The 14,561-nt window shown below is 37.2% G+C and carries 16 protein-coding genes and 1 pseudogene; 12 read left to right on the forward strand and 5 right to left on the reverse strand.

Going from position 1 to position 14,561, the window contains the following annotated elements; genetic code table 11:
* Positions 1 to 105: 105 nt before the first annotated feature.
* Entirely contained in the window at positions 106 to 2,070 is a 1,965-nt protein-coding gene (locus SAGCYANO_RS08980; RefSeq protein WP_237395993.1) for a glycosyltransferase, read from the forward strand.
* A gap of 43 nt (positions 2,071 to 2,113) precedes the next feature.
* Complete coding sequence (locus SAGCYANO_RS44455; RefSeq protein ID WP_237395995.1) at positions 2,114 to 2,575, forward strand: glycosyltransferase family 4 protein; 462 nt, start codon at positions 2,114 to 2,116, stop codon at positions 2,573 to 2,575.
* Between the two features lie 561 nt (positions 2,576 to 3,136).
* Here the strand turns inward: SAGCYANO_RS44455 and SAGCYANO_RS08985 are convergent.
* Positions 3,137 to 3,901 carry an HAD family hydrolase gene (locus SAGCYANO_RS08985; RefSeq protein WP_202219756.1) on the reverse strand — a complete coding sequence of 255 codons (765 nt, stop codon included), beginning with the start codon at positions 3,899 to 3,901 and terminating at the stop codon, positions 3,137 to 3,139.
* A gap of 465 nt (positions 3,902 to 4,366) precedes the next feature.
* On the opposite strand from SAGCYANO_RS08985, the gene SAGCYANO_RS08990 reads away from it, so the two are divergent.
* The 3 genes from SAGCYANO_RS08990 to SAGCYANO_RS09000 all read left to right on the forward strand — a co-directional run bounded on the left by SAGCYANO_RS08990 (position 4,367) and on the right by SAGCYANO_RS09000 (position 5,751).
* Positions 4,367 to 4,657: a hypothetical protein gene (locus SAGCYANO_RS08990; RefSeq protein WP_202219757.1), complete on the forward strand. Its 291-nt coding sequence runs from the start codon at positions 4,367 to 4,369 to the stop codon at positions 4,655 to 4,657.
* A 69-nt stretch (positions 4,658 to 4,726) separates the two neighbouring features.
* The gene (locus tag SAGCYANO_RS08995; protein WP_202219758.1) at positions 4,727 to 4,981 is read left to right on the forward strand and encodes a hypothetical protein; all 255 of its coding nucleotides are present in this window, start codon (positions 4,727 to 4,729) and stop codon (positions 4,979 to 4,981) included.
* 290 nt (positions 4,982 to 5,271) lie between these two features.
* Positions 5,272 to 5,751, forward strand: coding sequence for a GNAT family N-acetyltransferase (locus SAGCYANO_RS09000; protein ID WP_202219759.1), 480 nt, complete (start codon positions 5,272 to 5,274; stop codon positions 5,749 to 5,751).
* 361 nt (positions 5,752 to 6,112) lie between these two features.
* On the opposite strand, the gene SAGCYANO_RS09005 is transcribed toward SAGCYANO_RS09000, so the two are convergent.
* Positions 6,113 to 7,318 carry a peptidase U32 family protein gene (locus SAGCYANO_RS09005; protein ID WP_202219760.1) on the reverse strand — a complete coding sequence of 402 codons (1,206 nt, stop codon included), beginning with the start codon at positions 7,316 to 7,318 and terminating at the stop codon, positions 6,113 to 6,115.
* A 534-nt stretch (positions 7,319 to 7,852) separates the two neighbouring features.
* On the opposite strand from SAGCYANO_RS09005, the gene SAGCYANO_RS09010 reads away from it, so the two are divergent.
* Positions 7,853 to 8,632 carry a Uma2 family endonuclease gene (locus tag SAGCYANO_RS09010; protein ID WP_202219769.1) on the forward strand — a complete coding sequence of 260 codons (780 nt, stop codon included), beginning with the start codon at positions 7,853 to 7,855 and terminating at the stop codon, positions 8,630 to 8,632.
* A 516-nt stretch (positions 8,633 to 9,148) separates the two neighbouring features.
* Here the strand turns inward: SAGCYANO_RS09010 and SAGCYANO_RS09020 are convergent.
* Both SAGCYANO_RS09020 and SAGCYANO_RS09025 read right to left on the reverse strand, forming a co-directional pair.
* Positions 9,149 to 9,898, reverse strand: a complete 750-nt coding sequence (locus SAGCYANO_RS09020; RefSeq protein WP_202219762.1) for a L,D-transpeptidase — start codon at positions 9,896 to 9,898, stop codon at positions 9,149 to 9,151.
* A gap of 91 nt (positions 9,899 to 9,989) precedes the next feature.
* A complete protein-coding gene (locus SAGCYANO_RS09025; protein WP_307785852.1) occupies positions 9,990 to 10,421 on the reverse strand; it encodes a L,D-transpeptidase in 432 nt (143 codons plus the stop codon).
* A 361-nt stretch (positions 10,422 to 10,782) separates the two neighbouring features.
* On the opposite strand from SAGCYANO_RS09025, the gene SAGCYANO_RS09030 reads away from it, so the two are divergent.
* A complete protein-coding gene (locus SAGCYANO_RS09030) occupies positions 10,783 to 10,938 on the forward strand; it encodes a hypothetical protein (protein WP_202219763.1) in 156 nt (51 codons plus the stop codon).
* Positions 10,939 to 11,166: 228 nt separating this feature from the next.
* On the opposite strand, the gene psaK is transcribed toward SAGCYANO_RS09030, so the two are convergent.
* Positions 11,167 to 11,427 carry a photosystem I reaction center subunit PsaK gene (gene psaK, locus SAGCYANO_RS09035; RefSeq protein ID WP_202219764.1) on the reverse strand — a complete coding sequence of 87 codons (261 nt, stop codon included), beginning with the start codon at positions 11,425 to 11,427 and terminating at the stop codon, positions 11,167 to 11,169.
* Positions 11,428 to 11,921: 494 nt separating this feature from the next.
* On the opposite strand from psaK, the gene SAGCYANO_RS09040 reads away from it, so the two are divergent.
* The 5 genes and pseudogenes from SAGCYANO_RS09040 to SAGCYANO_RS09060 all read left to right on the forward strand — a co-directional run.
* On the forward strand, positions 11,922 to 12,806 hold the full coding sequence (locus SAGCYANO_RS09040; protein WP_202219765.1) for a hypothetical protein: 885 nt from the start codon (positions 11,922 to 11,924) through the stop codon (positions 12,804 to 12,806).
* A gap of 16 nt (positions 12,807 to 12,822) precedes the next feature.
* Positions 12,823 to 13,071, forward strand: coding sequence for a PEP-CTERM sorting domain-containing protein (locus SAGCYANO_RS09045; RefSeq protein ID WP_202219766.1), 249 nt, complete (start codon positions 12,823 to 12,825; stop codon positions 13,069 to 13,071).
* A 173-nt stretch (positions 13,072 to 13,244) separates the two neighbouring features.
* Complete coding sequence (locus tag SAGCYANO_RS09050) at positions 13,245 to 13,484, forward strand: PIN domain-containing protein (protein WP_202219771.1); 240 nt, start codon at positions 13,245 to 13,247, stop codon at positions 13,482 to 13,484.
* A 414-nt stretch (positions 13,485 to 13,898) separates the two neighbouring features.
* Positions 13,899 to 14,228, forward strand: coding sequence for a peptidoglycan-binding protein (locus SAGCYANO_RS09055; RefSeq protein ID WP_202219767.1), 330 nt, complete (start codon positions 13,899 to 13,901; stop codon positions 14,226 to 14,228).
* A 47-nt stretch (positions 14,229 to 14,275) separates the two neighbouring features.
* Positions 14,276 to 14,561: pseudogene (locus SAGCYANO_RS09060) on the forward strand (peptidoglycan-binding protein); the annotation flags it as partial.

Below are 14,561 nucleotides of genomic sequence, written 5' to 3' on the forward strand. Positions count from 1 at the left end.
ACAAGTACATTTTCATACAGATACTAAAGTGGGGTGGGACTCTTGTTGAAAAAGTTGCTTTGTTAGTTTCATGCTATCAAAGTTTTTTGATCGAATGATAAGAATATGAAAACTTGGGAACACTACCTAGAACAAGCAAAACATTTCTACAAAAATCAGCAGTGGTCAGAAGCGATCGCCTCTTACCAACGCGCTCTCGAACTAAACCCCAACCTCCCAGGAATTCATCAAAAAATCGGGGATGCTCTACAACAACAAGCAAAAGCAGAACAAACTAATCTGCTTAACTATTACAAACAGAAAATTCAACAAAACCCAGACGATCTACAAACCTACTATCAAGCATTAGAAATTTCTCCCAATGATACCGAAATTTACCTGGGGTTAGGAAAAGCGTTTGCCAAAAAAGGATTATTTGACCGCTCTCAACTCGCCTATCAAAAAGTTCTCCAACTGCAACCTAACCATCCCTTAGCAGAGAGTTTTCAATCTACTCAAAATGCCTTAAGCTTCCTAACCCCATCTCTCCCCCAAACTCCCCAACTAGACCAAGCAAAACAAACCCTTGATATTCTCAACCAAATAACTCTTGATAGTTTCCTCAATACTAATTCTCAACTAAATTTTCCCCTGGTTGAAAATCCAGAAATCAGTATCATTATTATTCTCTATAACCGAGCAGAAGTTACCTTAAGCTGCTTATACTCCCTTTTGAGAAACCCCTTTCAATCTTTTGAACTTATATTAGTCGATAACAACTCCACTGATACTACCCGTCAACTGCTGCAACAGATAAACGGGGCAAAAATTATCCTCAATCATCAAAATCTGCACTATCTCCTGGGATGTAACCAAGGCAGCAAAATTGCTCAAGGAAACTATCTGCTATTTTTGAATAATGATGCTCAAATTCTCGGCAATAGTATCCCCTCCGCTCTCGACACCATTAAATCTTCAGATGATATTGGTGCAGTGGGTGGAAAACTCATCCTTCCCGATGGCACCCTCCAAGAAGCAGGAAGTATTATTTGGCAAGATGGAACTTGCTTAGGATATGGACGCGGAAACTCACCTACTGCACCAGAATATCAATTTAAACGCACTGTTGATTATTGTTCCGCAGCTTTTCTCTTAACTCGACGGGATTTGTTTTTACAATTAGGAGGATTTGATGAAGATTATCAACCAGCTTATTTTGAGGAAACTGACTATTGTGTGCGACTACAAAAATTAGGGAAAAAAATTATTTACGACCCTAATGTAAATATTCTCCATTATGAGTTTGCTAGTTCCAGTAATACAAGTTCCAGCAAACAGGCGATCGCTCTGATGGAAAAAAATCAAAAGATATTTCAACAAAAACACCTAGACTGGTTTCCATCTCAATATTCTACGGAACTCAAGAATTTAATATTTGCTCGAACTCAAGCTAGAGAAAAACAAAAACGTCTATTATTTATTGATGATCGAATTCCTCATCCTTGGTTAGGTTCGGGTTATACCCGCAGTCATTCTATTCTCTGTAATCTTGTTAAATTAGGCTATTTTGTCACCCTTTATCCAGGAGACCTCAGTCATCTCGAAGATTGGTCAACTATTTATTCTGATATTCCCCAAACTGTTGAAGTTATGCGGGGATATGGATTAATTATGTTAGAAGATTTTCTGAGAGAGCGCAGAGGATATTATGATTTAGTTTTTATTAGTCGTCCCCATAATATTAAACATTTAAACTCTATTTTAACCAAAGAAAATTTACTTCAATCAGCCAAAATTATTTATGATGCTGAAGCAATTTTTAGTATTCGAGACTATGAATATAAACGTTTAAATCAAATTACTTTTACTGAAATAGAACGTCAAAAAGCTATAACAGAAGAAATTCAACTAGCTAAAAATAGTCATCATATTATTACTGTTTCCTCCCAAGAACAACAACAATTTCTTGCACAAGGTTATAGTAATGTCAGTTTATTAGGTCATTCTCTATCAATTAATCCTACACCTAAATCTTTTGCAGAAAGAAAAAATTTACTTTTGTTGGTTCAATATATGAAAAAAATCTCCTAATGCTGACTCTATTTTATGGCTAACCTCTGAAATATTTCCTCTAATTCAGAAACAACTTGGTCAAGATATTGAACTAATAATTATTGGGAATAATACTGTAGAAGAAATTGCACAAAAAGTAAATATTTTAAACAATCAATCAATCAAAATTTTGGGGAAAGTAGATGATTTAAGACCATTTTATAATCAGGCGAGATTATTTGTAGCTCCCACTCGATATGCAGCAGGAATTCCTCATAAAGTACATGAAGCAGCAGCTTATGGTTTACCTATTGTTACCACATCTTTAATTGCTCAACAGTTAGGATGGAAACATGAATCAGAATTATTAGTTGCCGATCATAATGTAGATTTTGCTCAACAATGTATCAAACTTTATCGAGATTTTACTTTATGGAATAAACTTAGAAAAAATGCCATCAAGCGAGTTGAAATTGAATGTTCTCCTCAAGTTTTTTCACAAAGATTGAGTTCTATTTTTATAGCGCGTAGCGCTAGGGAATAGGGAATAGGGAATAGGGAATAGGGAATAGGGAATAGGGAATAGGGAATAGGGAATAGTAAACTGTTAAAGGGTTTTCGGTGCTCAAATGCTCCGCTAACAAGGTTTAGAAATGTCAAACACCTTAATGCGTCGGTATAAATAAGCAATCAGCAATCAGCAGTCAGCAGTCAGCGGTTAGCAATCAGCAGTAAATGTGTGCGTTTGCGGAGCATTCCGGTACGGAAAGGGAATTTCAACCCCTCCTCAACCATACTATTTGCGCCCACATTTTTTCACATTTACAGCTTAACATAGGATTTTGACAAATATGAAAGTTGTATGTAGGAAAAATTTTTGACATTAGTGGAGCGATCGCGATACTGTTTTCACAAGGCGTGAGCTACATCAACGATCCCCCGCGCATCCCCCTTAAAAAGGGGGACTTCCGGTTTCCCCCCTTATCAAGGGGGGTTAGGGGGGATCTCCAGCAGTGTACCTCACGCTTACTGATAAATGTTATAACTGATAACTGAAATGACATTGCGTAAAAAATCTTGATTTTGTGGTTGAATAAAGTTAATTTTATTCTAATAGTAACTCTGCCAATTCACAAAAACCTTCTGCTTCTTTTTGACTGGTAATATAAACTGGCTGATAATTCAATTTATCGGCATATTCGAGAATATTTGCTACTCCCACCGACAAAGGAAATTTACTTTCATCAAACAGAGTTTCATCATTAGGACTATCACCAACTGTAATAATTTTTTCTGTGGTTAATTCAGGAAAATATTCTGACAAAACTTGCAATAAACCCGTAGCTTTATCCTGTTCTAAAGGTTTAATATGACATTGCACAGTGCTATAGGTAAAACCATAATCTTTGGAGTGACAAATCTCTGCCATTTTTGTCAGTTCAGATAAACTTAAGTCCTGAATATCAAAAGTCCAATCTGTGAGTCTAAACTGATTATCTACAGATTCTTCAATCCGAGGAAATAGACTTTTTAAATATTGGAAAACTTCAGCTAAATTTTGTCTATGTAGATTAATATTTGGGATAGAGGTTAAAAATTTAGGTGCTTCGCTATGAGTAGGATAAAATAAACCTCCATTTTCAGCGATCGCTCCTACTACTGGCAGATAATTTTTAATAGCTTGTACCCAACCAGCAGAACGACCCGTAATTATTAATACCTGAATTTTGGCTGCTGCTAATTTTTCTAAACTCAGGAAAAGATTAGAAGTAAATTTACCATTTTTAGTTAATGTTCCATCCATATCAGTAGCTATAAATTGAATATTTTTAAGGCTACTTTTTACCACTGCTTCAGAGATAAGAGTCATTTCAGTTATCAGTTATCAGTTATCAGTTATCAGTACCTCCTGCAATCAGGAGGCTTGAAATATTGAATATTATCTTTTCTGTTGGTCTATTGTATATGGCCAGGAGTCATTTCAGTTAGCCTCCTGGCGGAGGAGCTACGCTAGCCTCTTTCAGAGGAACTACGTTATCAGTTACCCTCCTCCGGAGGAACTGCGCCCTTCAGTTAGCCTCCTATGGTCGTAACTGCGTTAACAGTTAACAGTACCTCCTGCAATTAGGAGGCTTGAAATATTGAACTTGATTTTTTCTTGGTTGATTGGATATGGGGAGGTCTCCTCGCCATCCCACCCTTCGGGAAGCTACGCTTTTCATGTCGGCGACAGCCGAAACGACTGCTTTTTCATCCCCTAAAAAGGGGAGACTATAGACCAGAATTTTAACGTTATATATAATAATAGTATACTAAATAAAGAGTTATTTTCATTATGTTTGAAACAATTACAGCTACAAACCTAACTTTACATGATATTGAAACTAAATTCAATTTACAATTTTCTGAGGATGAGCAATTTTTTCGAGAATGGCTTGATGATTTACCAATAATAATTAATGATTTAGAAAGACAAAGGTTAGATAAACTCAAAGCTGGCTATCTCAATAATATTAAATATCAAATGTTAGAAAATACTGTCAAAATGGTAGTATTAGCACCGTTGTTATATTTGGCATATTTGTATATTCCTCCCTTTCATATTGAATCTGAAAAATTAGTATAACTTGTATTAGAAGATGAGGATAAAATTGTGAGGGGAAGTATAGATATTTTAGTCTGAAAAGAAAATTTTTTGCTCGTTGCTATTGAAGCTAAACGGTCACAATATTCTCTTGAAGTAGGATTACCTCAACTATTATTTTATATGTTAAATAATCAGACTCCAGAAGTACCGACATTTGGATTATTAACAAATGGCAGTAATTTTAGATTTGTTAAACTAATGAAGGGAGATAATTTACAATATTCTGTTTCTCGAATTTTTGATATTCTTAATGTAAGCATTTCCTGCGGAATGCTGCGCAAACAGCTATTAGCTGATTGCTGACGGCTGAATGCTTACTTCTTAATCCTGGAAACGAGCTGCATCAGGTTTTTCAAATTTTAAAGCGTTTATCTCAAATTACTGAAAATTAGGCTCGAGAATAATAATTACAGGACTTACGCAAAATATCAAGTTATATACCATTTGTAGGGGCGCCATTCGTCAGCTATGGGTCAGCTTTCCGGCCGTTTGCTTCGCATAACTATCGTTAACGCCCCTACCAGATATGTTGGTTCTACATAAGTCCTGAATTATAAATAAACAAATAAATCAGCTATAAAAAAGAGGTAAAAATGACAGAAATATTATTGCCAAATTCCTGTACTCTCAGACCTGCATCTGCCAAAGATATTTGGTCTCTTCGTAAAATAGTTTTGACTGCTAAACTTGACCCAACTCAATTAATTTGGCAACAATTTTGGGTGATTGAATGTGAAGAAAAATTAGTAGCTTGTGGGCAGTTGCGTAATTTTGAATACGCAGAAGAATTAGGTAGTTTAGTAGTTGTCAAATCTTGGCAAAAACGTGGTTTAGGAACAATACTAACTAAACATCTAATTCAACAATCAACTAAACCTTTATATCTAGAATGTCTGGGGAAAAAATTAGAATCTTTTTACAGTCGTTTTGGTTTTGTACCTATTTCTTTAGCCGAATTACCTGAATCTCTAAAGTTCAAATTTGGTATATCTCAATTAGCGAGGAAAATCTTCAAAGTTCCCGTCATAATTATGCAGTATCAAGGAAACAATTCAAGAATTTATAATTTATAATTTATAATTTATAATTACCTCTTCTTATAAATAAGATCAAGCATGAAAAAAGAATGCTATAAAAAGTGCCTCTGGTTCAGAATGAATAGCGTTAAATTATTGGGGCGGTGGCGGGTTCATCTAATAATATAAACAGGACTTACGCAGAGACTCTACATATAGGGAGGGCGTTTTGCTCCGCAACATATAAAGCGGAGCTTTGCGGAGCGCAAATGCCATTCGCCCCTACAAATGGTGCTTTAAAAGTCAATTTCCGTAAGTCTTGATAAAATCCGGTTATATAATATATGTTTATAATTCTATAGTTACTTCAATCTCCCCCTACTTCCCTACTCCCCTACTCCCCTACTCCCCTACTCCCCTACTCCCCACTTAGTGGTTGGACTCTAACTATATTCAATTTTGCTACATTATTCAAGATATGTGGTGCTGCAGTTTTAGGAATACAAACAACATTACCAGCACGCATTTTCTCCAGGCGATCGCCTACCACAGAAATAAGCTGACTAACCCTCCAACGCACTATCTCCCCATACACAGGAATAATCTCGATTTCATCTCCCACTTCCACAGACTCAACCAGTTGCAAAACAATATTTTCTGGTGTTGTCTCCATCACAATACCAAGATATTCGTGAGTCCCCCTACTACTTTCCAACTGCTTATATACAGAATCATTTCCAGCAGGAGTTTCAAATGAAGCAGAAGAATAATCACGATGAGGAACAGACTCTAACTCACCACTAATCTGATTCACTAACTCTGGAGTCAACCTCCCTTCTGCGTAAGCATCGATCGCTTGACGATAAGCTCTACAAGTCATCCCCACATAAAACGACGATTTCATTCGCCCCTCTATTTTCAGAGAACAAATTTGATGCTCAAAAAACGCTCCTACTTGATGAATACCCCATAAATCTTTAGAAGACATAAAAGTAACCGGGCGATCGTCTGTTTTTGCCTCTAACTGATAGGGAAACCGACATGATTGAATACATCCACCACGATTAGAATCTCGACCTGCGGTAAAATTGGAGATTGTACAATTACCAGAAAAAGCCATACACATAGCACCGTGAATAAACATCTCCACATCAATACCAGTTTGTCTACGAATCAACCCACCCTCTGCAACACTGACTTCTCGCCCCACAATTAAACGCTTCACAGCAAATTCCTTCCACATTTGTCCCGCATAAGAATTAAGACAAGATGCTTGAGTCGAGAGGTGAATGTCAAGATTAGAACTATTTTTCACGACTCGCAAAACCCCCAAGTCGGAAACAATCACACCATCCACACCAATAGATTCGAGAAATTGACAATATTCTGCCAATCCTTCAAAATCATCATCGTGGAGAAAAGCGTTCAGAGTGAGGTAGACTTTAGCATGGTTTTGGTGGGCAAAATTGACTCCGTGTTCTAAGTCGTAATCAGAAAAATTATCTGCTCGCGCCCGCAGACCGTATTTTTGCCCACCCACATAAACAGCATCAGCACCATAAGTAACAGCAACTTTTAGACGTTCGAGATTTTTAGCAGGAGCTAACAATTCTGGTTTCCACATAATTATATCGAATCCGGTTTAATACTTAATTATATAGTTGGGAGTAGGGGAGTGGGGGAGTAGGGGAGTTAAATAGACGTTGCTGAATACTGGGATGATTTCGGCTGACACGGGGACACGGGGACACGGAGACACGGAGACACGGGGATTATGGTTTCTGCTCTGGTGACAAAATCATCCCGCAATTATGCAATGCCGTTAAATATTTTAGCTCGATCGCTCAATGATGGTTTGAGGAATTAGAATCAACGCTATAATTAAAATATAGCAATGTGCGCTGGCATATTTACAAATTACAAGAACTGTCTAATAGCTAAAATCTTATATCAGGACTTACGCAAATTGACTGTTAAACCAACATTTGTAGGGGCGAATGGTATTCGCCCTCGCTATATGTAGAGTCTCTGCGTAAGTCCTGATATTATCGGTTTTTTATTTCCCCTGTTGCCTGTTGCCTGTTGCCTGTTGCCTGTTGCCTGTTGCCTGCGCACAGCGCTATATAGAGGTTTTGCAGAAATTTTGAATAAAAAAACGATGGTGAAACAACTCGAAACCCAAACCCATCGAGAAATTGTTTATCCCGATAGTGACGGCCAACCAATAGCAGATAATACAGTTCAATTTCGCTGGATAATGGTTCTCTACCATAATCTAGCTTGGCTATTTGCCGAAAATCCTGATGTATTTGTGGCTGGAGATTTGCTTTGGTATCCAGTACAAGGGTATAATCAGTTACGTCAAGCGCCAGATGTCATGGTGGCGTTTGGAGTACCTAAAGGAGATCGAGGTTCTTATCAGCAATGGAAAGAAAATAATATTGCTCCCCAAGTGGTGTTTGAGATTCTTTCTCCAGGAAATACTTTGAAGGAGATGAGCAAGAAACGCCTATTCTATGACAATTATGGCGTGGAGGAGTATTATTTGTATGACCCAGAAAAAAATGATTTGACGGGATGGTTGCGTTCTGAGTCATTACTAGATGTAATTGATGAGATGAACGGTTGGGTTTCCCCAAGATTAGGAATTCGCTTTGAAGTCTTGCCAGAAACTTTGCAATTATATCGTCCAGATGGTCAATTATTTGCGGATTATCTGGAAGTTCAACAACGGTTGAACGAAGTTCAGGAACAATTAGATAATGTCCAAGAACAATTGGGTAATGTCCAAGAACAATTAGATGAGGAACGTCAGGCCAAAGAAGTTGCTGAGTCAGAACTCCAACAGGAACGCCAGGCCAAAGAAGTTGCTGAGGAACGTGCTAAACGTTTAGAACAGATACTTCGAGAAGCAGGAATAGACCCAGAGATTAAGTAGGGTCTGCTGAAAAAATTGGTTGTGGAGGTAGGACACGGAGACGCGGAGACGCGGAGACGAGGAGATAGAGAGAACAGGCAACGGTTTCGGCCATTTTATGTGAAGAAATTTTCTTGAATTTCAGCAGAAAATTTCAGTAAATTGATGCAAATAAGAGCCATAAACTTGGAGATAAATTGAATATAAAAAGCTCCATTACCGTAAGCTTTCCTGACTTTTAGCTTTATTCAGCAAACCCTAAGTAATATCAAATCCGGCGATCGAGAGTGTGGGAAGGGTGGATGGAAATTGCTCATTATCTATCCCATTTCCTGACTCCTGACTCCTACCCTTACTAAAAGATTTTTTCCGCAAACCCCAGATAGTTGGATAATTAGGACTTATGAAAATAAACCCAGTTACCACGAAAAAACGAAGTTTCTGGGTTCGCGTGCTTTTGAATTTTTGACTTCTGACTTTTTATTTCTTCCTTTTGACTTTTGACTTTTGACTTTTGACTTTTTATTTCTGACTTCGTTAAGGTTCCACAACCACAGTCGTACCCACCTGTACTTTTTCAAATAAAGCAATCACATCTTCATTCCGCATCCGCACACAACCATGAGATGCAGCATATCCAATGGATTCTACAGTGGGAGTACCATGAAACCCAATTGTATCTTTTCCATCTGTCCAAAAACCAATCCATCTCAATCCTAAAGCTGTATTTGGCCCTGCTGGCATTACCTCACCTGTCCAGGGGTTTTGCCATTGTGGATTTTCCACCAGTTGAATAACTTTAAATTCACCTGTTGGTGTTTCCCAACCTGGTTTACCCACTGCCACAGGATAACTAGCTATTTCCTGTTCTCCTTCATACACATATACTCGTCGTTCCCCTAAGCGAAGTACTACCTGGATTAACTTTTCTACTTCTATTCTTTCTATTCCTAAATCTTTTTGAAAGTCTTTAACAGCACGTTTCAGTCTTGGCATTAAACCACCAAATGATGTATTAGCTAATTCCTCTTCTGTTGCCAAATATTTTTGGGGGTCTTTAACAGGAGGTTGTCGCTTTGGCGTCAAATCATCAAATGCTAAAGTAGCTTCCTTCTCTATTTGCTGATTATTATTAGTTGTCTCAGTCGTATAAATAGAAGCTATAGATAATTTTTGACCAGATAATATAATAATTGCTGTAGTTAAAAAGATTGCTGTTAAATTATATGCTTTCTTGTTGATTTCAAATATATGACTAAGTAATTTATTTTTGCTAGATTCGTTCATTTTTCACTCCTCAAATATTAATGATATAGATATTATCAGAAACTAATATTATTAGTAGCTTAATTTATCAATAAGCCCTGCTCATATTCTTTTAAGGTTCGACTATGACAGCTGTACCAATTGCTACTTTTTCAAATAGGGCTAGTACATCTTGGTTAAACATTCTAACACAACCATGAGAGACAGCTTGTCCTACTGTTTCTTCGTTGGGAGTTCCATGAAAACCTATATAGTTTGTGCCATCTGTCCAAAAACCAATCCATCTTTCCCCCAAAGGATTTTCAGGACCTGGTGGTATTATTTCTCCAGTAAAAGGATGTTTCCAGGATGGATTTGGAATTTTTTGAATAACTTTATATTTACCTGGGGGAGTCTCCCATCCTTCTCTACCAATAGCAATGGGATAGCTGGTTTTTAATTGGTCGTCTTGATATATATAGACACGGCGATCGCTTAATTTTATGACTAAATAAATATTTTCATTTTGCTGAAGATAAAGTTCTTTTAGTATTTTTTTTGTAATAGGTGGTTTTGATTTTATTGGAGACTGAATTTCTATTAAGTCTTGAGCATTTGTCGAAGCTTCTTGATTTTTGACAGGAGTTGAAGCATGAGTTTGTTGTTGTAAATAGTTCCAGGCAATAACTGTTCCTATGCTTAGGAGTATTAACAGATGAAAACCACGAAAAATATTGTGGTTTTGACTACTATTTCTCCATTTAGATAAAGATTTTTTCTGACTTTTTCATTCATTTAGTCAATCCTTAACTACTGAAAATATATTGGTTTTTGATTATACAGTAGTTTTCAAGATTGGTAGACTACAGTAGAGGCATTCAATGGATGGGGAGTGTGGGGAGATGGGGAGATGGGGAGATGGGGAGATGGGGGGATGGGGGGATGGGGAGATGGGGGATGGGGAGTTAACGAAGTCAGAAGTCAGAAGTCAGAAGTCAGAAGTTAAACCACCCCTAACCCCGACCGTGGAGGGGAGGGGAAGTAGGGGATTTGAGCTTCGCTCCAAAAATATTGCGCCTTAAAAGGCGGGGTTCGCGACCCATGTTATTTTGATAAAGAAAGATGTGTGTGTGGAAAAACCTATCTTTTCGCTTTAATGGTAAGCATAAAAAAGCTACTTATTTGCTTCTTATTATTTTTACTATTGCACAATAGTTTTACAATAAATAAGGCAACTTTTAGGAAGTTGCCATTAAGAAATCAAAATTTGATTAACAATTTTATGCTAGTGGTTATAGTTACGGTAAATGTTATAGAGAGCCAATGTTTGCCAAACCAAGAATTACACCTGCACCTAAAATGTGACCAAAGCTAGTAGTTGCTAAAACACCAGCTACACCAAAACCACCAAAAAAGTTAGAACCAGGCATTGCAGGTCCAACACTAGGATATTTAACTGTAAACTTAGCGAAGGCGATCGCTACAATATTGCAAATAATCATAATTAAAGCAATTTTTGGACTCCAAGCAAAAGTATTAGGAGTAACTGCAAGTAAAGTTGAGTAAAGCATTTTTTCTTTTCCTTAAATTATATGTAGTCAATCAAAACCTAAGTGGCATCTTTATACCAAAAATACAATTATTTTTTCTTATAGAGTGACTTAGTAATAATTCTTACAAGTCCAGCTTGAGATTTAATATTATGTCTGCTGGTATCGTTTGTGTAAACCCAAGAGTAAATATCTACAGGAAATTTAAGTTTTTTTCATTCTTTGAAGCTCTATTCTGTGTGGTTTATCTATCTGAAAACCGCTATATATTTCAAAAAGAGAAAATTGTCAGGAAGTCATCTGCCTCAATAAAAATAATCAGGATTTACGCAACGGCACTAATTATAGTGGTTTTATTAGGAATGATGACCAAATAATACACTATATGTAGAGTTACTGCGTAAGTCATGAATAATGATTTTTTGGGGAATTTTTATTTTTTCTATTTAAATTTGCATAAATTCTCGGAGAGGGGTGAAACAATATCAGGTAATAAATTTTCTTAGGAGATTGTAATGATGTTGAAAAAGTTTTCCATTGCTCTTGCTGGTGCTTCAATTGCTACTTTGGCTTCAGTTTATGGTGCTAGTGCTGCTACTTTCTCAGGTTCAATCGAGTATGATAGTACTCTTCAACGTAGCACTATCGATCAATGGTATTTTGATGTTGAACAACCAGGAAATGTTTCTATTGCTGCAACTGCCACCAGTGGAAATCTTGATACATATATTCGTCTCTACACTGATGATGGTTCACTTGATTTTAGCGATCAAATTGCATTCAATGATGATGGTGGGCCAGGTTTAAATTCTTTCTTGACACAATTTCTTAATCCAGGCAATTATGTTGTCAACATAGGAGATTTTTTCCTTGAAGCTGATGCTTTCGGCCCGACTCAGTTTGAAGGCTTTTTTCCAGGGTTTGGAGATTACATATTGGAAATAAGTGGTGCTACAGTTACAAGGGTATTAGAAGGAAATCTAAATGAAACATTTACACAAACTTCCTTTACAGACACTTCCTTTGAGCAAGCAATTGTCAATGGTAGTTTTGAAGAAGGCTTCACTGGCTGGAGTACAATTGGAGACACCAGTATAGAGGATATTAGTTTTGGTACACCACCTTCAGATGGTAATTTTAATGCGTTAATTACGAATGGTTTTGGTGCTGTCTCTGATTTTGCCATTGAAAGTTTCTTAGGATTAACTCCAGGAACTCTGGACTCGTCATTAGATATTATTGATGCTACTGAAGGTTCTGCTATCAAGCAAACTTTTTTTGCCAAGGCAGGAGATATCCTAACATTCGACTTTAACTTTTTGACAGATGAATTTACACCTGATTTCTTCTTCAACGACTCTTCTTTTTATATCTCTTTCAAATTTAGATGTATTAGCTGATACTAACTCCTCTTTTATGTTTTCTCTAGCCTCCTTTTTTGAAGAAACAGGATATCAAAGTTTTTCTCATACTTTTTCTGAGAGTGGAACTTATACTTTAGGATTTGGGGTTGTAGATGCAGGAGATACTGTTGTTGATTCTGGTCTGTTAATTGATAATGTTGAGCTTACTTCTGTTCCAGAACCAGGTTTAATTTTTGGCTTAAGTTTAATTGGCGCTTTAGGTGCTACTTCTCTCAAACGTAACCAAAGAGAAGAAAAGTAGGTTCACAGGTCTAATTTCTAGCAAACCTACGTCACATTAAAAATCTAACTTAAATTATACCTTCAAATATTCAATTGTAAGGAGATGCACCTCAAAATATTAAGGTGTGTCTCTCAACTTTTTCATGTAATTGGAAGGAAACCAAGAATTTGGCGATCGCGTCCTCAAAATTTTTGAGGCCATCGAACAAGTTTCCCAATCTCACCCTCTGCAGTATTACCAGAGCAACAGTAATTACAGCAGCAAACCTAAGAGGAAGCAGTAATTTAGGTTTAGTAGATGCCTTGCATCTGGCAACCGCCATAGAAGCAGGATGCACCATTTTTCTGACAAATGATACTGCTTTACGCCATCCCAGTCCGGGTTATAGATATCTGGATGCTTGCAGAGATAGAAGATTAAACAAATGGTAATAACTATTCCGATACAATTTTACTAAATTGAAAATGTTCGCCTTAACGCACCGAGCAATTAAAAGTAGTAGTCTGTCAAGATTCAGTTGTTGGCCAGTGGGAGCATCTTGTTCCCGTGCGTGAAGGTCTAGTGACCTAAGAGGTCGCGACTTCCCTTAGCTCCTCCCAATAATTAATTCGGCATGGCATAATTGCGGGATGATTTTGTCACCAGAGCAGAAACCATAATCCCCATGTCCGGTGTGTCCCCGTGTCCCCGTGGAGCGCCGAAATAATCCCAGTATTAAGCAACGCCTTAATTCTGTCTCCCCACTGCCCAACTCTTTCTCAAAAGTGTCCCATCTCCGAGTTGAGTCTAGAGTCAGACTATACTATGCTGCTGATTAGCTATTTCGTAGTTATCATTAATCTAGCATGGAACTCCAAGACTTTCTGAGAACAGACCTTAAGTACGATGTTAAAACCCTCGCTGATGATGAAAACCTGACTCGCGAGATTCAGGCCATACTTGTTGACCTAAATATGCTTAACCCTCCAGTAGATGGCATATTTGGCCCATTAACTACAGCAGCACTTCATCGGTTTCAAGTGGATCAAAAAAGCGGTGAGGCTGGATATTTAGGTGAGAAAACTACGAAAAAGTTATTGAGGCCAAAGAAGCAAATATTCCGGCTGCCCCAATTATCCTCAAAACTAAAAAAGATACTATTCTTAAGTCTAGACCCCTTCAATCTTCTCAATTAACTGAGTCAGAAAAACACTATATCCCGGCTAATCAAGAATTTCAAATTTTGGCTTATGTTCCAGTTAGAAACCACTTCCGAATTGCGTTTAAAAATAATAAGCACAATGGTTCTGGTGTTTGGTATATCCATGAAAACACATTGAAATTTTTGAAAATAATCAACTTATTGCATCCCAAGCTTCAACCAGATACTATTAGAATTAAGGTTCTCTACAAATCTCAACTAGATGATTGGTATAATCCTACAGGTTTATGTAATATTACTTCTATCGCCTCTTGTTTAGAGTTTTTGCAGGCTAATCGAAGGTCTAATTATGGTCAATTTGAAGAGG

Source organism: Okeania sp. KiyG1, from assembly GCF_014132355.1.
Taxonomy (GTDB): Bacteria; Cyanobacteriota; Cyanobacteriia; order Cyanobacteriales; family Microcoleaceae; genus Okeania.